The following is a 24,231-nucleotide window of genomic DNA, read 5'->3' as shown; positions in this document are numbered from 1 at the left end:
ACTTGTGCGCCGGAAAATCCTTCGCTTTTCTTGATCTGACCCCCTTGTGTTGCATATTGGCAACACTATATTCCGATGCAGAGCATCACTATCCAGGGATCGGTTTCATGAACCTCGAACAATTTACGGACCGCGCCAAAGGCTTTCTCCAAGCCGCGCAAACCGTCGCAATCCGCGAAAATAACCAGCAGATTGCCCCCGAACATATTTTGAAAGCCTTGCTCGAAGACACGCAAGGCATGGCCGCCGGCCTTATCCGCAAGGCAGGCGGCGACCCCAAGCGCGCACTCGAAGGCGTTGATGCGGCGCTTGCCAAAATTCCGTCCGTATCCGGGTCCGGCGCGCAATCGACACCCGGCCTCAACAATGATGCGGTGCGCCTGCTCGATTCCGCCGAGCAACTCGCGACCAAGGCGGGGGACAGCTATGTCACCGTCGAGCGGCTGCTTCAGGCCTTCACCCTCGCCAAAAATTCGCCATGCGGCAAGGCGCTCGCGGATGCGGGCGTCAGTGCCGAGGCGCTGAACGGCGCGATTAACGAGCTACGCAAGGGCCGCAACGCCGACACCGCAGGCGCGGAGGACCGCTATGACGCGCTCAAAAAATATGCGCGCGATCTTACCGCCGATGCCCATGCGGGCAAGCTCGATCCGGTGATTGGCCGCGATGAAGAAATCCGCCGCACCATCCAGATTCTCGCACGCCGCACCAAGAATAATCCCGTGCTTATCGGTGAGCCCGGTGTCGGCAAGACCGCAATTGCGGAAGGGCTTGCGCTGCGCATTGCCAATGGCGATGTGCCCGATACATTGAAAGACCGCACCTTGATGGCGCTCGATATGGGCTCGCTCATCGCGGGCGCCAAATATCGCGGCGAGTTTGAAGAGCGGTTGAAGGGCGTATTGGACGAGGTCAAGCAGGCCGAGGGCGACATCATCCTGTTCATCGACGAAATGCACACGCTTATCGGCGCGGGCAAATCCGAAGGCGCGATGGATGCGGGCAATCTGTTGAAGCCCGCCCTTGCGCGCGGTGAACTCCATTGCATCGGCGCGACCACGCTCGACGAATATCAGAAATATGTCGAAAAGGATGCCGCGCTGCAACGCCGCTTCCAGCCCGTATTTGTCGGCGAACCGACGGTCGAGGATACGATTTCTATCCTGCGCGGTCTAAAGGAAAAATATGAACTCCACCACGGCGTGCGCATCACCGATGGCGCGCTGGTGGCGGCGGCCGTCTTGTCGAACCGCTATATTACCGACCGTTTCCTCCCCGATAAAGCCATCGACCTGATGGACGAGGCCGCATCGCGGCTGCGCATGGAGGTGGAATCCAAGCCCGAGGAAATTGAAAATCTCGACCGCCGTATCATCCAGATGAAGATTGAACGCGAGGCGCTCAAGAAGGAAAGCGATGCCGCATCCAAGGATCGGCTGGCGACCCTTGAAACCGAACTTGCCAATCTGGAGCAGCAATCCGCCGAACTCACCACGCGCTGGCAGGGCGAGAAGGACAAGATTGCGGGCGAGGCCAAGATTAAGGAAAAGCTCGACGCGGCGCGCGTGGAACTGGAGCAGGCGCAACGCTCCGGCGATCTCGGCAAGGCCGGGGAATTGCAATATGGCACCATCCCGACGCTCGAAAAGCAGCTTGAGGAAGCGCAGAAAGCGGCAGGCGACACGCAAAATGCCGCGATGCTGCGCGAGGAAGTGACCGACAGCGATATTGCTGGCGTGGTGTCGCGCTGGACCGGTATTCCGGTGGACCGGATGATGGAAGGCGAACGCGAAAAATTGCTCTCGATGGAGTTGCAATTGGCCGCGCGCGTCATCGGCCAGCAGGATGCGGTCAAGGCCGTCTCCACCGCCGTGCGCCGTTCGCGCGCGGGGTTGCAAGACCCCAACCGTCCGCTCGGCTCCTTCTTGTTCTTGGGTCCCACCGGGGTCGGCAAGACCGAACTCACCAAGGCGCTCGCCGGTTTCCTGTTTGACGATGACAATGCGATGGTGCGCATCGACATGTCGGAATTTATGGAAAAGCACAGCGTTGCGCGGCTGATCGGCGCGCCTCCGGGCTATGTCGGTTATGATGAAGGGGGCGTCCTCACCGAAGCGGTGCGCCGTCGCCCCTATCAGGTCGTGTTGTTCGACGAGGTTGAAAAAGCGCATCCCGATGTGTTCAACATCCTGCTGCAGGTGCTGGATGATGGCCGCCTCACCGACGGACAGGGCCGCGTGGTGGATTTCACCAACACGCTCATCATCCTGACCTCCAACCTTGGCAGCCAATATCTGGTGGACCTCAAAGAAGGCGAAACGGTCGAGAAGGTCGAACCGCAAGTGATGGACGTGGTGCGCAGCCATTTCCGCCCGGAGTTCCTGAACCGCCTCGACGAAATCATCCTGTTCCACCGCTTGGGCGCGGAGCATATGGGCGGCATCGTCGATATCCAAGTGGCGCGCGTACAGAAATTGCTCGCTGACCGCAAGGTGACGCTCGACCTGACCGACAGCGCGAAGGCGTGGCTCGGACGGGTCGGCTATGATCCGGTCTATGGCGCACGGCCCTTGAAACGCGCGGTGCAAAAATATCTGCAAGACCCGCTCGCCGACATGATCCTCAAAGGCGAAGTCCCCGATCGTTCAACGGTCAAGGTCGATGAAGGCGATGGGGGATTGGTGTTGAAGGTGGAGTGAAGATAGGGCGCCATCCCGCCTGCATGGCATGGAGGCATAATGAATAGAAAAAGCCGCTGGAATCCAGCGGCTTTTTTATATTCCGGTTCGGTAGAAACAATATCCGTTTAACGGTTATCATTCACCAGCGAACGTGAACGTTCCATAGCGCGTGTGCGCTCAAGGTCCGACTTGCCTCTTGCTTCCAATTGTGCCCATTCGGCCTGTGTGTGGCAAGTTTGGCGCGCCATAATCGAGCCTGTAGAAACTTCCCGCTTGCATATTTTACGCTCTGCTGCAGGTTTTTCGACTTTGGCGTCATTTTCCGGCGCCTTGGCAACCGCCGTCACCGGTACTGCGGTCAGCAATGCTGTCATCAGAATAATACGCATTTATATTTTTGCCTTTTAGCTAGTTGCGGCACGTGGTGCCGACGAAAAAAAAGGGCGGCCCTTGGAGCCGCCCTTTCTTATTATGTTTTTGACTTAGAACTCAGCCTTCGCGCCGATGCGGAAGTAACGGCCCATGATGTTCGGACCCTGCCAAGCCGGGTTGAAACCATAAGCACCATAAGCCGATGCCGGATCGAAATCGGGCTTGATGCCGAAGACGTTCAGGACGTTGGCGTAGATGGTGAACTTGTCGTTGATCTTCTGCGATGCAGTAAGGTCAAAGTTCCAAGTTGCCTTGGTCTTACAAGCGACCGGGGTGCCATCTTCGTAGGTCTGCGTCGACGCATGGTTTGCTGCGTTATATTCGCAATCGCCCTTGATGCCACCATAGTCGATCGAAGCCGTGTCATAACCGCTGGTATAGTAAGCCGTCAGGCTGAGCGACGTATCGCCAAATTCCAGCGTGTTCTGCCACGAAGCGCGCCATTTCGGCGAACCCGAGCAAGAGGTGATGTTACAGGGGCTCAGCGTACCGTCGTAACGCAGCTTGTCACCCGCATCCGTCGTCAGCTGATATTTCAGCATATAGGATGCGTCGAAGTTGCTGCGCCAGGTCAGATTGTCGCTCAGCGGCAGATTGATGTTGGCACCAAAGTCAAGACCGCTAACCGTCTGGCTGTCCTGGTTGGTGTAAGACGACTGGATGAAGCCGATGACCGGAAGCGCATTCGGGAATGCAGGGTCAGGCTGGCCGGGAACCACAACGATACCCGGAATGTTCACCACACCGTTATTACCATAATAAGCAGCTTCGGCAGCACTGGTATCGGTAACGCCAGTGATGAGGTCCTTAACCTTGATATGCCAGAAATCGACCGTCAGGCTGACATTGCGGATCGGTTCGATCACCACACCGGCGGTGAAGGCGGTCGAGCGTTCCGGATCCAGTTCAGTGTTACCCGTCTGGGTCAGACCAATCGAATATTGTCCGGTAGCATAGGCATTGTTGCCGTGCGCCGCACAGAAAGCTGCATAGGTGGTGCAGTTGATCTGGCGGGTCACATAACCGGTGGTCGGCAGACCGAACGATTCGTTAAAGCTCGGAATACGGAAGCCCTTCGAGAAGGTGCCGCGAATTGCAAGCTGCGGGATCGGCGTAAATTTCGCACCGATTTTCGGCGAGAAATTGGACTGACCCGTCGAATAATCGTCATAACGACCCGACAAGTTCAATTCGAACTGGTCAACAATCGGCGCACCGATTTCGAAGAAGGCCGACTTCACATTACGGCTACCGGCAGTACCCACCGAGTTAATGCCATAAAAGCGGTCATACTGGTTACCCAGAACGCCCGGGTTCGAGCTGGGGGCGTCAATCGATTCGTCGCGATACGACACACCGACAGCCGCCTGCAGCGGGCCACCCGGCAGTTCGAACAGATCCTTGGCGATGGTCGCCTGAATCTGCCACAACTGCGATACCGACGTCACCTTGTTAACAGGGCTGATATAATCCCAAACCGCTTGCGAGTTGGCGTTCAGGTCCATCAGGTTCAATTCCCCGCGCGCAACAAGATCCATAATCTTTTGCGGGATCAGGTAATTTTCCTGCGAACGCTTCAAGCGGACTTCCGAAGCGGTCAGGCTTGCCGAATAACGCCAATCGTCGCCGAAGGAGCCTTCGATACCGAGAACGCCACGCAGAGCACGCGAGTTGGTGTCAACCGTACGACCACGGGTCGAACGGACAAACGCCTGCGCAGTCTGGCCATTAGCAGCATAGGGGTTGTACGGGTTGAGGGTGCCGTTGGTTGCATTACAACCGGTGTTCAGACCATTAGCCGTACCAACACCGCCTGCGCAGACATAAACCGGGAGCATCACGTTATAAGCGAGTGCACCATTGTTCGGCGGAGTCGGCGTACCGTTGAAACCAAGCGGCGTGAACGACGCATGCGTTTTCGTCTGGTAATAGTTGGCAATTGCATAAACCTGTGCGCGGTCACCGACATTGGCGGTGAAGCGGGCGGTCAGGCCCTTACGCTCGATTTCCGGCTGATACATGGTGTAATCACTCTGGAAGTCGATTTCGCAAACACCGGCCAGCGGAGCGGTGCCCGAACCAGCGGTATTGTTATGCATGTTATAGCCACGGCAGCCTGCAGCCGGGTTCAAAAATTCGAAACGGCCAGCACCGGTAAGCGGGTTGGTTCCCGAAACCGGACGGACAAGGGTGACGCCGGGAATGCTGATCAAACCGTTAAAGGTTCCGCTTTCAGGCGTATAACCGTTCCAGTTGTTGTTGGCCATGCAGCTACCGCTCGGGCCGCACATTTCAGTCCAGTTTTGCGTGTTGAACGGATATTTGCGGTCACGTGCAAAAAGCGCGTCCTGACGCTGATATTCGCCGCTGACGTAAAAGTTGAAACCATTGGTGTTAAGATCACCATAGCCCCACGTCACGTCAATGCGCTGCTCACCCGCATCGCCACGTTCGGAAACACCGAGCGAACCGCCGAGGTGCAGACCCTGGATCTGCTTTTTGGTGATGACGTTGATAACGCCCGCAATGGCGTCAGCGCCATAGGTCGACGATGCACCGTCGCGCAGAACTTCGATGCGTTCCACAACGGCGCTCGGAATCGTGTTGAGGTCAACGAAGTTACGCTGACCATCATCCGCGAGCGGATAAGGAGCCATGCGCAGACCGTCCGAAATCGACAGGGTTGCCTGCACGGTAAGGCCGCGAAGTGCCGGAGCGTTCGCGCCGCTGGCGAAGTTATTGCCGTTGTTCCAACCCTGCGTAATCGTGCCGGCACCGTTCGCCGACAAACGCTGCACAGCTTCAGCAATCGTGTTAAGGCCACGCTCTTCCAGCGTTTCTGCACTCAGTACAGTCACCGGCGAGGGCGCTTCTGTGTTGGTACGACGCAGAATAGACCCGGTTACGACGATGGCATCGTCCGTTTCCTTGGCAGTCGTATCAGCCGCAGTCGTTTGAGCCGTTTCATCGGCGGTGTTAGTCTGGGCAGAAGCTGCAGACGAAATCAGCGCAAGGCCAATTACTGCAGGCGCAACACCAGCAAGCAAGATTGAGTTTTTCTTCACGATCCAGTCCCTTAATATTTTGGTTACTGCAAACCGGTCGCGCCCCCCCGTAACATCCCCTAGTGAGTCAACTTTGTTGGCGCTCATGCGCATTACACGCATCCCGTACCATATCGCATAACGTTACTTCGCACGGAGTAAAGTTAAGAAGGGTATTGATTGCAGTATTTCTTAAGGCCTGTGACCATTATGCCACAATGATTAGGCATCACTTCACGAGCAGAAGACTATCTACTTTCGCGCCGCGCCAGCGCATCGCCCAGTGCATATGCGGTCCCGTTGCGCGACCGGTTGCGCCGACAGCCCCAAGCTGCTGTCCCTGCCGCACGACATCGCCGGTTTTCACATCGAGCCGCGAATTATGGAGGAACACGCTGCTCAAGCCATTGCCATGGTCGATCATCAGGATAAGCCCTTCCAGCGTGAAGGGCTTATCGGCGGCAAGGATGACCACGCCATCAGCGGGCGCGACAAAAGGTGTGCCGGTGGGGACCGCAATATCATTGCCATTATGGTAATTGCCCGGCTCGCCGCGATAGACGCGCTGCGATCCGAAATAGCCCGACAGCCGTCCTTTGACCGGCCAGATGAAATTTTGCCGCCAGCCTTCGCTGCGCACGATAGTTGCGCGGGCGGCACCCATTTGCGCGAGTTCGCTCGCGCGGCGGCGCTCAAATTCGGCGCTGGTCTTGGCGCTGCCGGTGGCGCGCGCGTTGATATGTTCGATGCGCCAGTCGCCAGCAGCGACGCCGAGCGGGCGCACTATATCCGCGCCCCTGACCCGCTTGGCGACCAAATTAGCGGTCGGCGGCGCATCGCGGTCGAAGCCGATAAGGAAACGGCCATCGGCGGCAAGCGGGATTTCGCTGCCGTTCAGCAATAATGTGACCGTATCGCTTGGGGCAAGGCCGCGCACGAGGCCGCCTTGGCGCATATCGCCCTGAAGTAGAAAATCGTTGCGCACCGGGCGGGTTATCGGCACCGAGGCGACGGGTTTGGATGCGGCCGGCGCGCGGTTTCCGCTTTCGGCATCGCGCGCCGCATTGCCGTCACCGCTCGCAGCGCATCCGGCGCACAGCATGGCCGCGAGCGCTAGCCCCGTGCCTTTGCGGCGGATCACGCCCATGCGGTCATTAATCCCATGCAGCTTCAGTCCTTAGCCTTGATGCCGAGCGCGGCTTCGACCGACAATCGGGCACTGGCATAGGCTTCCTGCTTGGCGACCGACCAATAGCGTAAATCATCGAGCGGAATCGCCCGTCCCGATATAGCGCACAACACATGGTCGCCCGCCGTCACGATCCGGAACGTGCCATCCATATAGCGTAGTGTGGCAAGCCGGTTGTGGTTGGACATCAACATGATTTTCCTCGATTCCATCCTTTATATTAACCGCAAAAAGTTGCGCGGGGCAATCATGCGGGCGGCGTTTCCAAAGCCGCATCCTCATATTCGACCATTTCCGACGGGGTATAGCCAAGCTGGTTCCTATGCCCTTCGGGGTCGGGATGAATGAGGATTTCGGTGCCGGGAAATGCGGCCATCAGCTTGGCTTCAACCGCATCCATCACATCATGGGCGTGCCGCACGGTCATGGCGGGATCAACCCAGACATGGAATTGCACAAAATCATGCGCGCCGCTGGTGCGGGTGCGCAAATCGTGGATGCCCTTCAATTCGGGATGGGTCATCGCCAAGTCGATAAAGCGTTTCTTTTTATCCTCCGGCCATTCCTTGTCCATAAGCTGGTCGATCGCATCGCTGGCATTGCGCCATGCGCTCCAGATGAGCCACAGCGCGATGAGCAGGCCGAACAGCGGATCGGCCCCCGTCAGCCCCGCATACTGGTCGAGCAATAACGCGACAATCACCGCACCGTTGAGCGCAAGGTCGCTTGCATAATGAAGGCTGTCGGCCTTGATCGCGACCGATTTGGTGCGGGCAATCACATGGCGTTGATAGGCGATGAGCGCAAAGGTTGCGGCAATCGCGACGAGCGATACGCCGATGCCATATTCGGCATTGGCGGTGACTTGCCCGCTCCGCAGCCGGTCCACCGCATTCCAGCCGATGCCGATGGCCGACACGGTGATGACGATGATCTGGAACATGGCGACAAGGGCTTCGGCCTTGCCATGCCCGAAACGATGGTTGTCATCGGCCGGTTGGGCGGCAATGCGGACACCCGCTAGCATGACGAGCGAGGCAAGCAGGTCGAGCGCGGTATCGGCAAGACTGCCCAGCATCGCCATCGACCCGGTCTGCCACACCGCCCAGCTTTTGAGCAGCAACAGCATGACCGCGACCGACGCGCTCGCCAGCGCCGCTTTGGTGGTGAGGCTATTGCGCTCCGCCATGCTGGTGTGCGTGCTGGCCGCCATTCCGGTCTCCAGCTTGGCTTCCCCCCTCAGATGCGCGCCGCTCATGGATAGATAATCTCCGTGCGCCAGCCGCTTTCGGTGCTGTCATCGCGCAAATAGATGCTGCGTTCATGCAGGCGGCTCTTGCGGTCGGTCCAGAATTCGATGCGCTCCGGCACGACGCGATAGCCGCCCCAATGCGGCGGGCGCGGCACCGGACCGATCGCATATTTGGCCGCATATTTAGCGATGCGGGCCAGAAATTCGGCGCGGTTTTTCATCGGGCGCGACTGGTCCGAGGCCCAGGCACCGATTTGCGAATCCCTTGGCCGCGAGGCAAAATACGCATCGGACAGTGCATCATCGACCCGCTCGACAGCGCCTTCGACGCGCACCTGCCGCCGCAAGGATTTCCAGTGGAACAGTAAGGCCGCGCGCGCATGGGCCTCCAACGCTGCGCCTTTGCGGCTTTCGCGGTTGGTATAAAAGACGAAACCACCACGCGCTCCATTCTCCGCGCCATGCCCTTTCAACAACACCATCCGCACCGACGGCTGGCCATCGGCATCGACCGTGGCGAGCGCCATTGCGTTGGGGTCATTGGGCTCGCTCGCTTCGGCTTCCTGAAGCCAGCGGGCGAAAAGCGCGAACGGATCTTGCAGCGTATCGGTCATATCCGCTCCCATAGCCGCTGTGCGGAGGGGGATAAAGCCTGTCGCATGGGCTTGCGCTGTCAGGAAAGCGTTTTTTACGCAAGCTTCATAGCCCCCCGGACCATTAAAGCTTGTCCTGCCTGCTTGACCTTCTGCCTCATGCCGACCACATGAAAGGGAACAGAATAGTATAAGGGGTGTTGGGCGCTGTATGGCCGATCCGTATCAGACATTGGGTGTCGCAAAAACGGCGACCGAGGCCGACATCAAAAAAGCTTATCGCAAGCTTGCCAAAGAGCTGCACCCCGACCGCAACAAGGATAAGCCCGATGCCGCCGAAAAATTTTCGGATGTGACCAAGGCTTATGATTTGCTGTCCGACAAGGAAAAGCGCGGCCAGTTTGATCGCGGCGAAATTGACGCGGACGGCAATCCTGCCTTTGCCGGATTTGGCGGCTTTGGCGGCGGTCGCGGCCAAGCGGGCGGCAATCCGTTCGGCGGCGCAGGCGGAGGCTTCGGCCAAGGCGGCTTTGGGCAGGGCGGCTTTAATCAGGGACAGGGCGGCTTTTCCGACGATGGTGTCGATTTGAGCGACCTGTTTGAAGGCCTGTTCGGCGGCGGTGGCGGACGGCGCGCAGGTGGCGGCGATCCGTTTGCCGGACGCCGTCAAAGCGCGCCCCCGCCCAAAGGCGCGAATATCAGCTATCGCCTCCCCGTCCATTTCATTGATGCCGCAACCTTGACCCCGCAACGCATCACGCTGGCCGATGGCAAGACGATAGACCTGAAGCTGCCCAAGGGCGTCGAGGACGGCACCCAGATGAAATTGCGCGGCAAGGGGCAGGAAGGCCCCGGCGGCGCAGGCGATGCGATTGTGACGCTCAGCATCAAGCCCCACCCCTTTTTCAAGCGCGATGGCGATGATGTGACCTTGCATTTGCCGATTACACTTAAAGAAGCGGTGGAAGGGGCCAAGGTCAAGGTGCCGACCGTGGACGGACCCGTCATGCTCACCGTGCCTAAGGGCACGAGTTCGGGCAAGACTTTGCGGCTCAAGGGCAAGGGCTTCAGCAAAAAGGATGGCAGCCGCGGTGACCAGAAGGTGACGCTCGACATTGACCTCCCCAAAGACGATAGCGCGCTTCAGGATTTTGTCGCGGGCTGGTCGGATGACCGTCCGGTGCGGGCCGATCTGGGTGTGTGACGATGACCGACGGGGTAACGCCGAAAAATGACAGCGAGGCCGAAGAAGCCGAAGCCGCATTAAGCCCCGCGACTGTCGCGGACAATCCCGACGAGGTTTTTACCGCCTATGCCGCCACCGGCCATTCGCCGCTTTCGCCCGAAGCGCGGCGCTTGCGCGCGCGGCACGAAGAGCGCGAGGCGGCCAAACATGGTGGTTGGCGCGAACGCTGGGAAAGCAGCCGCGCGCGGGTCGCCCCCGGCACCCGCCCGTTCGAAATCGGCAAGCGCGTCCTTGTCGGCACTTATTATGACGGCTTCATCCATGCGGGCAATCTTGCCTATCTGGCGCTGATCGCGCTGTTTCCTTTCTTCATTACCGCAATGGCGCTGTTCAGCGCGTTCGGCCAAGGCGCGGAAGGCGCACGCATCTTGGATGGCCTCCTTGCGCAAATGCCGCCCAATGTCGGGCGGGCGCTGGTCGAGCCGCTGCATGAAGTGTTGCAGGCGCGCACCGGACCCTTGCTATGGATTGGCGCGCTGGTCGGCTTATGGACGGTCGGCAGCCTGATCGAAACCATCCGCGACATATTGCGCCGCGCTTACGGGACACAGTTGCTGCGCCCGTTCTGGGAATATCGTCTGGGCGCGATCGGCGTGATCATCGGCGCGGTGTTCCTGCTCCTGTTCGCATTCAGCTTTCAGGTGCTCGTCACCGGCATTGACGAATTTGTCGAGCGCATCCTGCCCGACGGTTTCGATACGCTCGGCACCATCGCGGTAGGCCGTGTGCTGACCGCCTTGGTGTTGTTCGTCTCCACCTATCTGCTCTTTTATTCGCTCACCCCCCCTCCCTACCGGCGCGGCCAATATCCCAAATGGCCGGGGGCTTTGTTCATCACCTTATGGTCGGTGCTGGTCACGATGGCGCTCCCTTGGGTGCTGGCGACCTTATTTTCCTATGACTTGACCTATGGCAGCCTTGCAGGCGTAATGATTGCGCTTTTCTATTTCTACTTGCTCGGCCTTGGCATAGTGATGGGCGCGGAATTGAACGCCGCCCTAGCGGAATCGCCGCAAGAAACACATGATTGGGTTGGACAAGAGGATAATCGCGAGCGTAAAAGCGCGCCCGAATAAACCGCTTGAACAACAAACCGCTTAACCAGAAGAAAGAACGGAGCCGATATGGGACTGATGCAGGGCAAAAGGGGCCTCATCATGGGCCTTGCCAACGATAAATCGCTGGCATGGGGCATTGCGCAAAAGCTTGCCGCAGAAGGCGCGGAACTGGCTTTCTCCTATCAGGGCGAAGCTTTGGAAAAGCGTGTGCGTCCGCTCGCTGCCCAGCTTGGTTCCGATTTCCTGTTCGATTGCGATGTGTCGGACATGGCCGCGCTTGATGCGGCCTTTGATACGCTCAAAGCGCGGTGGCCGACCATCGACTTTCTCGTCCACGCCATCGGCTTTTCGGACAAGAATGAACTGCGCGGCCGTTATGTCGATACCAGCCTCGACAATTTCCTGATGACGATGAATATTTCCGCCTATAGCTTTGTCGCGGTCACCAAGCGCGCCGCGGCCATGATGCCCGCTTATGATGCCGAAACCGGCAAGGGCGGCGGCTCGATCCTGACGCTGACCTATTATGGCGCGGAAAAGGTTATCCCCCATTATAATGTCATGGGCGTTGCCAAGGCGGCGCTCGAAACCAGCGTCCAATATCTCGCCGCCGATCTGGGACCGGACAATATCCGCGTCAACGCCATCTCGGCAGGCCCCATCAAAACGCTCGCCGCGTCGGGCATTGGCGACTTCCGCTATATCCTCAAATGGAATGAATATAATGCGCCGTTGAAACGCAACGTCACCATTGAAGATGTCGGCGGCTCCGCGCTCTATCTGCTCTCCGATCTGGCGAGCGGCGTCACCGGCGAAAATCTCCATGTCGATGCGGGCTATCATGTCGTCGGCATGAAACGCGAGGATGCGCCCGACATCGGGTTGGAGAAATAAGCTATCGGGCGAAAAGGGCTGCTCCGGTAAGACGGTGCGCCCTACCGCTCGATTGCGATGTGAGTGGCCAAGCCGGTCTTGGCGCAAAAGGCAATGGTGCAGCCATCAAGTCTACCGTTCATGCCTTTTCCGATTTAGCTGCGCGAATAGCCAGCAGGCCGCAAAAGACCGCCGCTATCCATGTCGCATGAAGACCCCACCAATGATAGCATAAAGCCCCGATGATCGCGCCTCCGGCAAGCCCGACCCACAGCAGCAGATAGGGCAGCCAGTCATGATCCGGCTCGCCCATCAACTGTCCGGCGAGGCGTTGCCCGAATTTGACCAAAGTTCCCGTCATATAGGTGACGCCGACCGCCACTTCGCCATCACGCACAAACACATTATTCGCCGCGCCCATCGCGACCGCCATGAGCGGCGCGGCTATGATAGGGAGGCCCGCTTCCGACACGAGTGCTGCTACTATCAACAGGGCAGCCATAAAGCATAAAATCGCGGTCGCGGGTCGCGATGTGCAATAGCTGCGCACAAAACGGCCTAGCATAACGCCGCAGACAAAAAGCAATATGATCCCGAACGGCACGAGCGCAAAAGACCATGATATTTTCTCGCTCAGCCCTACCGCGAAACGGGTGGAGTTGCCGCTCATAAACGACACAAAAAAGCCGCCAAGGCTCAAAAAACCAAGCGCATCGGTAAATCCGGCCAATCCAGCCAAACCGATTGCCAAATGGCGGGATTGCGTGTCGTGGGCGTGCATAAATTCAAAGCATCCGGATGGGCAAGTTCAAACAAACCCAGACTTTAAGCCCGCGGCGCGCCAAGCACAGTAAAAAATGCGGATTGGGCCAATCTTAATGGTGCCCTGATCAGGCCGCGCGTTTCTGAACCGTCAATTCCAGCCCCAGAGCCTTCAACACAGCCGTCAATGTTTCAAGGGTCGGATTACCATTTTCGGATAGCGCATTATAGAGCGCCTGCCGCCCCAATCCGGCCTTGCGCGCAATCTCGCTCATCCCTTGAGAGCGGGCGACATCGCCAAGCGCGCGCGCAATTTCTTTGGGGGTGCCATCTTCAAACCATGTGTTGAGATAGGCGATCACATCCTCTTCGGATGTAAGATAATCCGCCGGGTCAAATGCCGTTGTCTTCACCGCCATCGATAATCTGCCTTGCCACCTCTTTGGCGTTGGCAATGTCGCGCTCCTGACTACTCTTGTCGCCTCCTGCAAGGAGGAAGATCAGGGCATCCCCCTGAAACATGAAATAGACCCGATAGCCGGGGCCGAAAAACAAGCGCAGTTCATGAACGCCATCGCCAATAGCCTTCACATCGCCCAGATTACCGTCCGCCACGCGCCGTAACCGCTTGAGGATGCGCGCCCGTCCAACCGTGTCGCGCAAATCATGCAGCCATTGGGCGAAAGCGGTGGTTTGCTCTAACCGATATTGTCCTTCATAAAGGACAGATGGGAGTTTGTCAATGTTTTGAGTCATGCTGTCGTCACTTGGTAGACTTTGGCATAGCGTCTAGCTTTCGCCACTCAGTGTCAGATGGACGTTTCACTTCCCAGAATGTAAGACCATTAACATTGGTTTGAGTAATTGCTCTGGCGGCGGCGGATGCGCTTTTATATTCGGTACCGTCATCGTTGACCCAAGCGCCGTCATTCACGGATGCTTGATGGATATAACCTTTATACCTCGCCCGTAGTAGGGTCCCGTGCGGAAGAAATCGACCACTTGCAACAAATCCCAAAGCGCCCGACCGTCCGGACGCTTTTGAAACAACGTCAGCAAATCCCCTGAGCAGCGATTTTTCTAGTCCCAAGAGATCCCTAAGGACCTCGTTATATGTATGATTTTCACTCTGACGCAGATTGGTCAGCGCTTTAAATACCTCAAAATCGATTTCGATCTGCTGCATAGTTGGCCTCCATGACATATATCATGTAGCATTATCGCATTAATAGCGCAATAGATAAATAGTGCTATATTGCTATTTCACCGACTCCGCCCCTTGAATTTCGTGCTCTTCCCATGCCGTAATTTCCGTGTGCCCGGTTTGCCTTCATTGCTGCGTCCCACGACATGGCGGGAGGACCGCGCATAGTCGCCCGGCCCTGCTGGCCCGATGCCCAGTTCGTCCTGTTCCAGTTCGCGGATTTCGTCGCGTAGTCTTGCGGCTTTTTCAAATTCGAGGTTACTCGCCGCCTCGCGCATTTCTTTTTCGAGATGTTCGATATGCGCGCGCAGGTTGCTGCCCACCAGATGCGGGGTTACCTCGTCGATCGGCACTGTGACCTGATCTTGGTTGGAGACATGCGCGATGATGTCGCCGATATTCTTTTTGACCGTCGCGGGCGTGATGCCATGCGCGAGATTATATTCATGCTGTTTTTCACGGCGGCGGTCGGTTTCGCGCATCGCGCGCTCCATGCTGCCCGTCACGCGGTCGGCATAAAGAATGACACGGCCATCGACATTGCGCGCCGCACGGCCGATGGTCTGGATGAGCGAGGTTTCGCTGCGCAGGAACCCTTCCTTGTCCGCATCCAAAATGCACACAAGGCCACATTCGGGAATGTCCAACCCTTCGCGCAGCAGGTTGATGCCGACCAGCACATCATAGACGCCCAGCCGCAAATCGCGGATCAGTTCGATACGCTCCAGCGTTTCGACGTCGGAGTGCATATAACGCACCTTGACGCCCGCTTCGTGCATATATTCGGTCAAATCTTCGGCCATGCGCTTGGTGAGCGTCGTGACCAGCGTGCGATAGCCTTTTTCCGCGGTGATACGACATTCGTTGATGCAATCCTGTACCTGATCTTCCACAGGGCGGATTTCCACTGGCGGGTCGATGAGGCCGGTCGGGCGGATGACTTGTTCGGAAAATGCGCCTTGCGTCTGGTTCATTTCCCATGAGCCTGGGGTTGCCGATACGCTCACCGTTTGCGGGCGCATGACGTCCCATTCGTTAAAGCGCAACGGGCGGTTGTCGATGCAACTGGGCAGGCGGAAGCCATATTCGGCGAGCGTGATTTTGCGGCGATGGTCCCCGCGTGCCATCGCGCCGATTTGCGGCACGGTCTGATGGCTTTCATCGACGAATAGAAGCGCATTGTCGGGGAGATATTCGAACAAGGTCGGCGGCGGCTCACCCGGCAAGCGACCAGTGAGGAAGCGCGAGTAATTTTCAATCCCCGCACAGCTTCCCGTTGCCGCGATCATTTCTAGGTCGAAATTGGTGCGCTGTTCGAGGCGCTGCGCTTCGAGCAAACGCCCTTCAGTTTCCAATTCCTTCAACCGCTCGGCAAGTTCAAAGCGGATCGCCTCGCTTGCCTGCTTGAGCGTCGGTCCCGGCGTTACATAGTGCGAATTGGCATAAACGCGGATGCTATTAAGGTTCGCAACCTTCTTACCGGTGAGCGGATCAAATTCAGTGATTTCCTCAATCTCGTCCCCAAAGAAACTGATGCGCCAGGCGGTATCTTCATAGTGGGACGGGAAGATTTCCAGACTATCGCCGCGCACCCGGAAATTGCCGCGCGCGAACGCCTGATCATTGCGCTTATATTGGAGCGCGACAAGCTTCCTGATAATCTCGCGCTGATCGACTGTTTGACCTTTTTTGAGATCAAAGATCATCGCCGAATAGGTTTCAACCGAACCGATACCATAAAGGCACGACACCGACGCGACGATCAGCACATCGTCGCGCTCCAAAAGCGCGCGCGTGGCCGAATGGCGCATCCGGTCAATCGCTTCATTTACCGAGCTTTCCTTCTCGATATAGGTGTCCGAACGCGGCACATAGGCTTCGGGCTGATAATAGTCATAATAGCTGACAAAATATTCGACCGCATTGTCGGGGAAGAAGCCTTTAAACTCGCCATAAAGCTGGGCGGCGAGGATTTTATTGGGCGCAAGGATAAGTGCAGGGCGCTGCAATGCTTCGATGACTTTAGCCATCGTAAAGGTTTTGCCCGAGCCGGTGACGCCGAGCAGCACCTGATCCTTCTCGCCCGCGCGCGCGGCCTCGACCAGTTCGGAAATCGCGGTCGGCTGATCGCCTGCGGGTGCATAGTCCGACACCAGCTTGAACGGCTTACCCCCCTCGACCTTGGGCGGTCGCGCCGGACGATGCGGCACAAACGCCCCGTCAGTTTCAGGTTCGTCCAAGCCCCGCCGGATAATAAGATCAGCCATGTTCGCTATATGTGCTTCCAAACCGCTTTTGTCATCTGTCCAATCAAAATATCTTGTTTCCCATTATGGGAAATGATACGCAGTACCATGCGGATCATTGCACGCAATAGGGTCATGGCTTTTTGGGCGAAACATCCCGCAAGCAAGGCGTCTTTATTGCACTGGCTGCATGTGACTAAAGCGGCGCAATGGCAGAGTGGCAGCGATGTTCAGGCGGCTTTTTCAAAGGCGAAAGTGTTGAATGATGAACGTGTGCGCTTTGAGGTGGCGGGAGGCGATTACCGGCTGATCGCTGCCTTTGATTTCCGGCGTGGCATCGCGTTTGTGAAATTTATAGGAGCCCATGCTGAATATGACAAAGTTGACGCCCTCAGCGTCAACTTGTTTTAAAAGGTGAAGATTATGGACATCAAGCCCATCCGGACCGATGCCGACCATGAAGCGGCGCTTCAGGAAATCGAAAAGCTGTGGGGTGCCGAGGAAGGCACTGCGGAAGGGGATCGTTTGGACATATTGGTGACGCTTGCCGATGCCTATGAAGACCAAAAATGGCCGCTTGAGGATATGGATCCGGTCGAAGCCATTGAAGCGGCAATGGTTTCACAAGGCCATAGCCGGGCTGAATTGGGCAAGCTAATCGGGCAAAATCGCGCTACGGAAATTTTGCGGCGACAACGCTCGCTGACATTGCCGATGATCCGGCGCATTGCAAAGGAATGGCATGTACCCGAACGGTTGCTGGTCAAGGAATATGCTCTCAACTGAAATGGTCAGCCCCTCCCCCAAAACTGCCCTTATCACCGGCGCCTCCTCCGGTCTGGGCTTTGAAATCGCGCGGGGGCTGGCTATATCCGGCGTGCGCGTTATTTTGCATGGGCGCGAGCAGGGGAAGTTGGATGTTGCAGTTGCGGCGCTGCGGGATGCGCAGGGTGATGCGCTTGTGGACAGCGTCGTGTTTGACCTTGGCGATGCGCAAGGCGTTGCGGCGGCTGTCGAAGCATTGATCGCACGCCTAGCCCGCGAAGGCGCGCGGCTGGATGTTCTGGTCAATAATGCGGGGGTGCGGAACCGTAATCCTTTGGATAAGCTCGACCGGCAGGCGGTGCGCGACTTGCTGGAGATCGACCTTGTGGCGCCGATGGACCTTGTGCGCCTTATTGCACCGAAAATGCCGGATGGCGGACGGATCATCAATATTACCTCGATAGCCGGTCCCATCGCGCGCGCAGGGGATGCGGCTTATACGGCGGCGAAGGGCGGGTTGGATGCGCTCACCCGCGCGCTTGCGGCGGAACTGGGGCCGCGCGGGATTACCGTCAACGCGGTCGCGCCCGGCTTTTTTGCCACCGACGCCAACCGCGCGATGGTGGAGGATGCCGACCTTGCTGCTTATCTGGCGCGCCGCACATCATTGGGGCGCTGGGGCAAGCCGCACGAGATTGCGGGCGTAGTCGCCTTTCTGGCCTCGGACGCGGCTTCTTATATTACCGGCCAGACGATTGCGGTCGATGGCGGCTATCTGTCCCATTTTTGAATCCGGTCGGGCTGTGTTCGGGCCGGAACCCTCGCGACTGTAAAATATGGGTAGGCGCACATCCGGGCAATTGTCGCGGATCGCATGTCGCTTCCCTATCCTTCACCGCATTGTCTTCAAGCCCCGTTTTCCGCAGAAAATCCGCCTTTCCAAGGGGATGCCCCCCTTGTCATATCGACGCAATATGAGCCTGCTTGGAGGCAATGCGCTGTAATCGGCAGCAGAATTGGTGCTTGCCCCGACAATTCAGCCGTGCAAGACATAAGCGGGGTCAAATATTTCGGATAAATAAGCCAAGGAGATAGATATGCGTGCAATTTTGATCGGATCGGCGATGATGCTGGCTCTGACCGCGTGCGGTAAAAAGGATACTGCGGATGGCACCGCTGGCAAGACGGATAGCCCCGCTGCTACCGCTGTCGCCGACCTGACACCGGGCGAATATGAAACCAAGGTGGAAATCACCAAGTTCGAAGCTGCCGGCATGCCCGAAGCGGCGCTCAAGCAGATGAAAGACGCCATGGCTTCCCAGCCGCCGCAGAAAACCTGCGTCACCGAAGCCAATATCGCCCAGATGAAGGAAGAAATGCTGAAGAAGGCGGCCAACGCTCCGGAAGGCTGCACGCTCGACAATCGCAGCTCGGGTAACACGATCGACGCAACCGTGACCTGCACGACACCGGCCAAGGTGACCTCGACTGTCAAGGGAACGCCGACCGACATGGTCATCACCTCCGAAACGGACATGGCTGGTCAAAAGATCAACATGGAAATGACCGCGAAGATGACCCGCATCGGGGATTGCGCGGCATAAGCCTCGCCCGTTCCTAAAGGAAAGAACAGGGCCGGTGGGCGTCTTTTTCCCGATTGCGGGATAAGCCGTTCCACCGGCCCTTTTTTATCGACAATGCACACCCGCAAGCGGGCGGCCTCCCGCACCGCCACAGGAGAATAAGCGATGATCGGTTATGTAACGCTTGGCACCAATGATATTGCCAAGGCCAAGACATTTTACGAAGCCCTGCTCGCGCCGCTGGGTGCCAAACTACTCATGCAGTTCGACAATGGCTTCACCATGTATGGCACCGATTTTGCCAAGCCCGCGCTGGCGATCACGCCGCCCCATGACGGCAAGCCCGCAACGGTCGGCAATGGCGTGATGCCCGCTATTGTTGTCGATACGCGCGCCAAGGTGGATGAGCTCCACTCAATCGCGCTCGCCCAGGGCGGCACGTGCGAAGGCCCTCCCGGGCTGCGCGGCGAAGAAGGCGATCAAGCTTTTTACGGTGCCTATTTCCGGGATCTGGATGGCAATAAGCTTTGCACATTCCACATAGGCCCGGCGCAATAGCAGAAGAAACCCTTTCGCACGGGCCCGTTATGCCGACTGTGCGAAGGGCCTTAAGGGGCGCGGGTGGGCTATCGTCACCCCGGTCCTAAAAGTCGCACGCCATGACGCCGTATCAATAGCTGCCATGCTCGTTGCCCTTGGTCCAATATTCGAAATAGTGGTCAAGGTTGCGCGAGTTGAACACGACATGGCCGCGGTTCAATTCATAGGCCATTGCGGGCGCATCATTGAGCGTGCCCGACCACCAGCGGTCCTGCCTTTTGCCGCGAAAGCTGATGGTGTCGGGGCCGACTTTGAACGCGATGGTCATGCCCCCTGCTCCGTCATTGGCAAGCGATGTCATGGTGCAGGCGGTCGGCTCGCCTTCCCCGAATATGCAGGTCGCGGGTGTGGCTTCCCCAGATGCCGTGGCAGAAAGGGCCGCATCGCGCGGAGCCGCCTTGGTTGCTTTGGCACTGTCGGCGCGGGCCGTTTCGACCGTGCGCCCTTCCTGCGCCGCGCTATTTTCCGCGCCCGCATTTTGCGAACAGCCGATCACCAGCAATATCGTCGCGGCAAAGGGCAAAAGCAGACGGGGCATAGAATATCCTTTCCTTCTACACGAGGGCGCATCCCCGACAGGGGCGTGCAGCGTTGAACGCGGCGCGGGGCCGAGGGGTTCCCCTAGATACGGCTTCCCCTACATAAAAATCGGGAGACGGTCGCCCGTCCCCCGATGCTCTGCGCGGCCCGGCTTGTGCCGGTCAGAAACGATTGGCAAAGCTGTTGGCGATCACCCGCCGTTCCGCCGAGTCTCCGACAATATCGGCCGGACGCTCATAATAGCGGCACACGATAGCGGCAGCATCGGCGGCGCTGGTCGCCCCGCGCAAGCGACTGGCCGCACCGCTTTCGGTCGTCGTCAATTCATGCTGGATGAAGTTTAATTGTTCGGCAAAGGTCGATTGGCGAATATCCTTGCCTGCCCATTTTTTGAAGTCAGCCTGACGCGGGCCTTCCCATTGGGCGAGGCCAAAGCCGGGGCCGCCGCCATATTGGGCCTGCAAGGGCTTCATCCCGCTTTCGCCTTCCAGATTGGCGACAATGCCGATGGCCTGGGCTTTCGACCAGCCCTTGCTCTGGAAAAAGTCGATGGCGGCTTTGACGCGGCCGTCATGGGTGCCGGGGTCGCCGACGCCTGTTGATGGCGATGCGCCGCCGGGGCCGGAGGGCGCTTGCTTGCCCGCCGGAGGACGCAGGAAATAACCGCCATTGCCGGTGACATAGCTGGTCGAGCCATAGCTCACCTGCTGCCCCGCCGATCCTTTATTATTGGAGCCGATGGTCTGCGACGCGCTGGTCGCCATGACCGTATGCGAAATGCCGTTGCTCTGGATGATGCCGACATCGCCCGCTTGCGCCGGACTGCCGCGCGGTACCACGGTCCAGCCCATCGCTTTCAGTTTGGCGTCGAGGCCGCGCACCGTATTATCGTGGAAATTGGCAGGAACCTGACCCGATTCCGCTAGCACCGCCGACACGAAATTGGCGCAGCACACATTGGAGCCGACCCACGCATCCATCGGCAATTTATCTTTGGTGTTGGTTTTCAAATCGCTCGCCCATTGGCCGAGATATTTTTTGGCAACATCGACCGAATGTTGGCCACCGCCATTGGGCGTGCCATAGGTTTCGCCCGGCGTGCCGCCCGGGCCGCCCGGAGACGTGCCGCCTGCCGGTATCGTCACCTTGTCGCCGGGATAGATGAGGTCGGGATTTTTGATCTGAGGATTGGCGGCAATCAGCGCGCTCAACGACACGCCATGCGCCTGCGCGATTTTCCACAGACAATCGCCGCGGACTACCGAATATCCGCCGCCGCCGCCACCGCCGCCATCCAGCGCGCGCTGGTTGATGGCACCTGCATAGTTTGAACCTTGAACGCCTTGAACCTGAACCATGACGACTCTCCCGAATTCATGACCCTTGACGGCAAAATTACGGGATTCGCCAAAGCCTGTCTCTAAGCGATTCGTTTAGATGGCGCGAATTTCGTCGATGGATTCAGGCGGTTCGCGGGTTGGAGGCGCGCGGATGGCCCGCGTCCCCTTCCCCTTTTCCCGGTAGTCCTGAGCGTGTCGAAGGACGGGCATAATGCAGGCGCGATGCTGATGGGCGTCCTTCGACAAGCTCAGGACTAGCGGCTTTTTGAATGGCCGCGTTCATTACGGCAGTGCCTCTATCGCCGCTTTATCACACACCGGTTTGGACGCGGAGGCGGGCAGCTTGGCTTCCCCCTTTTCCGGCACCATGAACGGTGTGCCAATCGCTTTGGCGGCAAAGGCGCCGGGGGCGAGCCCCGCACAGGCGGCTTCCAGCGCGAGCATTTTGGGCGGGGTTTCGCGCGCTTCGCTCGATAGCTGGAACGTCCCCCAATGGATCGGGAGGCCATAGCCCGCGTTCAGCCCTTCAAACACTTTGACCGCATGATGCGGACCGATATGGCTGCCGGTCCACATTTGCCCCGGCCCGAAACGAAATGCGCCGATGGGGATGATCGCAAGCCTTACCGGCCCCCCTGCTGCGGCCGCCGCCTCGCCCGGCCATTTACCGTCGCCATAGCCGGTGTCCCCTGCAAAAAAGACGCTGCCCGAAGGCGTATCGACGGTGAAGCTTGACCATAAGGCGCGGTTCCGGTCCTTGAACCAGCGGCTCCCCCAATGATGGTTGCGCGTGACATGGACGGTGGCCTTCCCCACTTTACGGTTTGCGCCCCAATCCATCGGCAGCGACGGCACGCCGATACCGTTGATGATGCTGTCATTGCCAAGGCTCGTCACAATGGCGGGCTTGTCGCGCGCCCACAATTTTTTGAGCGTAGCCAGATCAAGATGGTCATAATGGTTGTGGCTCACCACCACGAGGTCGATTTTGGGGAGATCTTCGAGCGCAATGCCGGGCGCGGTTACGCGCTTTGGTCCCAATATCCCCCACGGCCCTGCCCGCTCCGACCAGATCGGATCGGTGAGCATCGTAAAGCCCGGCGTTTCGACAAGCACCGTCGCATGGCCAATCCAGGTGGCGCGCATTTCGCCGGGCTTGAGCTTATCAAGCTTGATCGGTGTCGCCGTCGCCACGTTGACATGGTCCGGCCACGGCTGGCGGTCGTCATTGCCGGTAATCCAGCGCAGGATGAAAAAGCTGCGCGGGCGTTTATTATTGCGCCCGACCGGATCATTGACCCATTCGCCCTGCCCTTCATCGGTATTGAAAAAACGCGCGCCATCATAATGGCCGCTCACCGGCCCTTGATAATAGATGCGGTCGAGAAACGGCGGCACAATCACAACAGCAAGCGACAGCGCGACGAGCAGCCACAACAGGGCATAGCCCAGATATTTGAAACCGGTTTTGATGAAAGGCATGAAAGAAACGATCAGTCCTGATGGTGGAACCAGAAATAGGTGAGCATATTGAACATTGTATAAAGCCCGTAAAGGATGAGCGTGACAAGCGGGTGGCGATGTTCAAACGCCATCACGCCCAGCAACACGAAAAATTCCAGCACATAGGTCGCCTGTTGTCCGAAGCGTCCGCGGAGCGGCGCGATAGCCGCTTGCACGACCGGATTGGGGCTTTCGATCATCGCGCGGTGCGCCGCGAAATTGGCGATGCCCATCAGGAAGATGAAAAATAAAGTGAGCGAAAAGGTCATGACGGCTTTGACGGGGCAGAGGAAGAAGGCGGGGCGGACGGGAAGGACGGATCGGACGGCGCAGGCGGTTCGGCGCGCTTACCCGGCGCATCATAGAGGCTGTCGGCCAATCTTGCCACCGCCATGAATTGTTCGATTGTCTGCTTCAAGCGCCGCGCATCTTCGCCCGAATATAAAGAGCCGCTTTCAAATTGCGGTTCGGTGCGGATGGCGATGATCATCCTGCCGTCATGGAATAATGCGCGCACGTGCTGTCCGTGATAATGGCGCTCGACCGCCATCAGCCGTTCGACATAGAGCGGATGGACCAGATATTGCGCCTCGACCGGGTCGCTCGTCCACAAATCGAAATTTTTCTCCAGTTCGGGATGGGTGAAATGCGCTTGCTCAAGCTTGATGCCGAGCGCGCTTATATCATCGACCAGCCCGAAAAATTTGAAGCGGGTGCCGCGCCGTTCGATCAAGGTGGTGCCGCGAAACGGACGACCATAGCCAATCTCGATTATCACCCCGCGAAACACCGTGACAAGTTTACGGTTTTTGCCCGATCCCTGCCACTGCTGCAAATGCGCTTCATACAGCCGCAAGGGAAAGCCGTTCAGCGTCCCCGACCAGAAATCTTCCAAAGACCATTTATCATGCGCGGGAAGGAAAGAGAGCGCGAGCATTAACGGCCAGTCGCGCCCCTGTTCGCCCGTCAGCGCAAAGTCGAGGCCGATTGCGGCAGCAATCGCTTTGTTCATGCGCTCTTTCATCGCATTGACGACGGGGCGACGGATATAGCCCAGCCATGTGCTAATCCCGGCAATGCCGATGCCGATGAGCGGGATCAACTCCATATCCGCACCGGCCAGCGCGAGCGCAATGACCAGCAGCGCAAACGGCACGCCGCAGCCTATGCCGCGCGTCCACATTTTTTTGCGCGTATCGTCGCGCAACTGCTGCTGGCTTTTAAGCCATGCGCCAAGTTCGCCTTGCATCAGCGCATCGACGTCAGGCGCTTCAACCATCTGTTTGAAACCCTTTGTGTGATTTGTTAGGCATAAGCCAA

The 24,231-nt window shown here is 58.1% G+C and carries 25 protein-coding genes; 9 read left to right on the top strand and 16 right to left on the bottom strand.

Going from position 1 to position 24,231, the window contains the following annotated elements:
• Positions 1 to 107: 107 nt before the first annotated feature.
• Positions 108 to 2,699 (top strand): ATP-dependent chaperone ClpB, encoded by a 2,592-nt coding sequence (gene clpB, locus DMP17_RS12340; protein ID WP_337829373.1) that lies wholly within the window; start codon positions 108 to 110, stop codon positions 2,697 to 2,699.
• Between the two features lie 107 nt (positions 2,700 to 2,806).
• Here the strand turns inward: clpB and DMP17_RS12335 are convergent, their stop codons facing one another.
• The 6 genes from DMP17_RS12335 to pdxH all read right to left on the bottom strand — a co-directional run bounded on the left by DMP17_RS12335 (position 2,807) and on the right by pdxH (position 9,212).
• The gene (locus tag DMP17_RS12335) at positions 2,807 to 3,070 is read right to left on the bottom strand and encodes a hypothetical protein (protein ID WP_337829372.1); all 264 of its coding nucleotides are present in this window, start codon (positions 3,068 to 3,070) and stop codon (positions 2,807 to 2,809) included.
• Positions 3,071 to 3,163: 93 nt separating this feature from the next.
• The gene (locus DMP17_RS12330; RefSeq protein WP_337829371.1) at positions 3,164 to 6,265 is read right to left on the bottom strand and encodes a TonB-dependent receptor plug domain-containing protein; all 3,102 of its coding nucleotides are present in this window, start codon (positions 6,263 to 6,265) and stop codon (positions 3,164 to 3,166) included.
• A gap of 121 nt (positions 6,266 to 6,386) precedes the next feature.
• Entirely contained in the window at positions 6,387 to 7,304 is a 918-nt protein-coding gene (locus tag DMP17_RS12325; RefSeq protein WP_337829370.1) for a M23 family metallopeptidase, read from the bottom strand.
• A gap of 23 nt (positions 7,305 to 7,327) precedes the next feature.
• Positions 7,328 to 7,540 carry a DUF2093 domain-containing protein gene (locus tag DMP17_RS12320; protein WP_337829369.1) on the bottom strand — a complete coding sequence of 71 codons (213 nt, stop codon included), beginning with the start codon at positions 7,538 to 7,540 and terminating at the stop codon, positions 7,328 to 7,330.
• A gap of 53 nt (positions 7,541 to 7,593) precedes the next feature.
• Positions 7,594 to 8,604 (bottom strand): cation diffusion facilitator family transporter, encoded by a 1,011-nt coding sequence (locus tag DMP17_RS12315; RefSeq protein WP_337829368.1) that lies wholly within the window; start codon positions 8,602 to 8,604, stop codon positions 7,594 to 7,596.
• Positions 8,601 to 9,212, bottom strand: coding sequence for a pyridoxamine 5'-phosphate oxidase (gene pdxH / locus DMP17_RS12310; protein WP_337829367.1), 612 nt, complete (start codon positions 9,210 to 9,212; stop codon positions 8,601 to 8,603). The genes DMP17_RS12315 and pdxH overlap by 4 nt, the downstream gene beginning before the upstream one ends.
• A gap of 190 nt (positions 9,213 to 9,402) precedes the next feature.
• On the opposite strand from pdxH, the gene DMP17_RS12305 reads away from it, so the two are divergent.
• The 3 genes from DMP17_RS12305 to fabI are packed head-to-tail and all read left to right on the top strand — an operon-like array spanning position 9,403 to position 12,389.
• On the top strand, positions 9,403 to 10,395 hold the full coding sequence (locus DMP17_RS12305) for a DnaJ C-terminal domain-containing protein (protein WP_337829366.1): 993 nt from the start codon (positions 9,403 to 9,405) through the stop codon (positions 10,393 to 10,395).
• Positions 10,396 to 10,397: 2 nt separating this feature from the next.
• Positions 10,398 to 11,513: a YihY/virulence factor BrkB family protein gene (locus DMP17_RS12300; RefSeq protein WP_337829365.1), complete on the top strand. Its 1,116-nt coding sequence runs from the start codon at positions 10,398 to 10,400 to the stop codon at positions 11,511 to 11,513.
• Between the two features lie 48 nt (positions 11,514 to 11,561).
• Positions 11,562 to 12,389, top strand: coding sequence for an enoyl-ACP reductase FabI (gene fabI, locus DMP17_RS12295; protein ID WP_337829364.1), 828 nt, complete (start codon positions 11,562 to 11,564; stop codon positions 12,387 to 12,389).
• 118 nt (positions 12,390 to 12,507) lie between these two features.
• Here the strand turns inward: fabI and DMP17_RS12290 are convergent, their stop codons facing one another.
• The 5 genes from DMP17_RS12290 to uvrB form a co-directional block, all read right to left on the bottom strand.
• Positions 12,508 to 13,149: a YoaK family protein gene (locus DMP17_RS12290; RefSeq protein ID WP_337829363.1), complete on the bottom strand. Its 642-nt coding sequence runs from the start codon at positions 13,147 to 13,149 to the stop codon at positions 12,508 to 12,510.
• Between the two features lie 109 nt (positions 13,150 to 13,258).
• Positions 13,259 to 13,549, bottom strand: a complete 291-nt coding sequence (locus DMP17_RS12285; protein WP_337829362.1) for an addiction module antidote protein — start codon at positions 13,547 to 13,549, stop codon at positions 13,259 to 13,261.
• On the bottom strand, positions 13,524 to 13,886 hold the full coding sequence (locus DMP17_RS12280) for a type II toxin-antitoxin system RelE/ParE family toxin (RefSeq protein WP_337829361.1): 363 nt from the start codon (positions 13,884 to 13,886) through the stop codon (positions 13,524 to 13,526). The genes DMP17_RS12285 and DMP17_RS12280 overlap by 26 nt, the downstream gene beginning before the upstream one ends.
• A 7-nt stretch (positions 13,887 to 13,893) precedes the next feature.
• Positions 13,894 to 14,316 (bottom strand): DUF2924 domain-containing protein, encoded by a 423-nt coding sequence (locus DMP17_RS12275; RefSeq protein WP_337829360.1) that lies wholly within the window; start codon positions 14,314 to 14,316, stop codon positions 13,894 to 13,896.
• Positions 14,317 to 14,393: 77 nt separating this feature from the next.
• Complete coding sequence (gene uvrB / locus DMP17_RS12270) at positions 14,394 to 16,601, bottom strand: excinuclease ABC subunit UvrB (RefSeq protein WP_337829359.1); 2,208 nt, start codon at positions 16,599 to 16,601, stop codon at positions 14,394 to 14,396.
• A gap of 87 nt (positions 16,602 to 16,688) precedes the next feature.
• Here uvrB and DMP17_RS12265 point away from each other — a divergent pair, with 87 nt between their 5' ends.
• From DMP17_RS12265 to DMP17_RS12245, 5 genes are all read left to right on the top strand, one after another.
• Positions 16,689 to 16,991 (top strand): type II toxin-antitoxin system HigB family toxin, encoded by a 303-nt coding sequence (locus tag DMP17_RS12265; RefSeq protein WP_337829358.1) that lies wholly within the window; start codon positions 16,689 to 16,691, stop codon positions 16,989 to 16,991.
• A 12-nt stretch (positions 16,992 to 17,003) separates the two neighbouring features.
• Positions 17,004 to 17,366: a helix-turn-helix domain-containing protein gene (locus tag DMP17_RS12260; RefSeq protein ID WP_337829357.1), complete on the top strand. Its 363-nt coding sequence runs from the start codon at positions 17,004 to 17,006 to the stop codon at positions 17,364 to 17,366.
• Between the two features lies 1 nt (position 17,367).
• Positions 17,368 to 18,135 carry an SDR family oxidoreductase gene (locus DMP17_RS12255; RefSeq protein WP_337829356.1) on the top strand — a complete coding sequence of 256 codons (768 nt, stop codon included), beginning with the start codon at positions 17,368 to 17,370 and terminating at the stop codon, positions 18,133 to 18,135.
• A 307-nt stretch (positions 18,136 to 18,442) separates the two neighbouring features.
• Positions 18,443 to 18,949 carry a DUF3617 domain-containing protein gene (locus DMP17_RS12250; protein ID WP_337829355.1) on the top strand — a complete coding sequence of 169 codons (507 nt, stop codon included), beginning with the start codon at positions 18,443 to 18,445 and terminating at the stop codon, positions 18,947 to 18,949.
• A gap of 144 nt (positions 18,950 to 19,093) precedes the next feature.
• Positions 19,094 to 19,486 carry a VOC family protein gene (locus DMP17_RS12245; protein ID WP_337829354.1) on the top strand — a complete coding sequence of 131 codons (393 nt, stop codon included), beginning with the start codon at positions 19,094 to 19,096 and terminating at the stop codon, positions 19,484 to 19,486.
• Positions 19,487 to 19,598: 112 nt separating this feature from the next.
• On the opposite strand, the gene DMP17_RS12240 is transcribed toward DMP17_RS12245, so the two are convergent.
• The 5 genes from DMP17_RS12240 to DMP17_RS12220 all read right to left on the bottom strand — a co-directional run bounded on the left by DMP17_RS12240 (position 19,599) and on the right by DMP17_RS12220 (position 24,190).
• Positions 19,599 to 20,066, bottom strand: coding sequence for a hypothetical protein (locus tag DMP17_RS12240; RefSeq protein ID WP_337829353.1), 468 nt, complete (start codon positions 20,064 to 20,066; stop codon positions 19,599 to 19,601).
• A gap of 163 nt (positions 20,067 to 20,229) precedes the next feature.
• The gene (locus DMP17_RS12235) at positions 20,230 to 21,426 is read right to left on the bottom strand and encodes a phage tail tip lysozyme (RefSeq protein ID WP_337829352.1); all 1,197 of its coding nucleotides are present in this window, start codon (positions 21,424 to 21,426) and stop codon (positions 20,230 to 20,232) included.
• Positions 21,427 to 21,690: 264 nt separating this feature from the next.
• A complete protein-coding gene (locus DMP17_RS12230) occupies positions 21,691 to 22,890 on the bottom strand; it encodes an MBL fold metallo-hydrolase (RefSeq protein WP_337829351.1) in 1,200 nt (399 codons plus the stop codon).
• A gap of 11 nt (positions 22,891 to 22,901) precedes the next feature.
• Complete coding sequence (locus DMP17_RS12225; RefSeq protein WP_337829350.1) at positions 22,902 to 23,180, bottom strand: hypothetical protein; 279 nt, start codon at positions 23,178 to 23,180, stop codon at positions 22,902 to 22,904.
• Positions 23,177 to 24,190 (bottom strand): DUF3137 domain-containing protein, encoded by a 1,014-nt coding sequence (locus DMP17_RS12220; protein ID WP_337829349.1) that lies wholly within the window; start codon positions 24,188 to 24,190, stop codon positions 23,177 to 23,179. Before DMP17_RS12220 ends, DMP17_RS12225 begins: the two co-directional genes overlap by 4 nt.
• Positions 24,191 to 24,231: the final 41 nt, after the last annotated feature.

It is taken from the genome of Pseudonocardia sp. TMWB2A (assembly GCF_017312135.1).
Note: the sequence above shows the minus strand (reverse complement) of the source record. Positions and strands in the feature narration are given on the sequence as shown.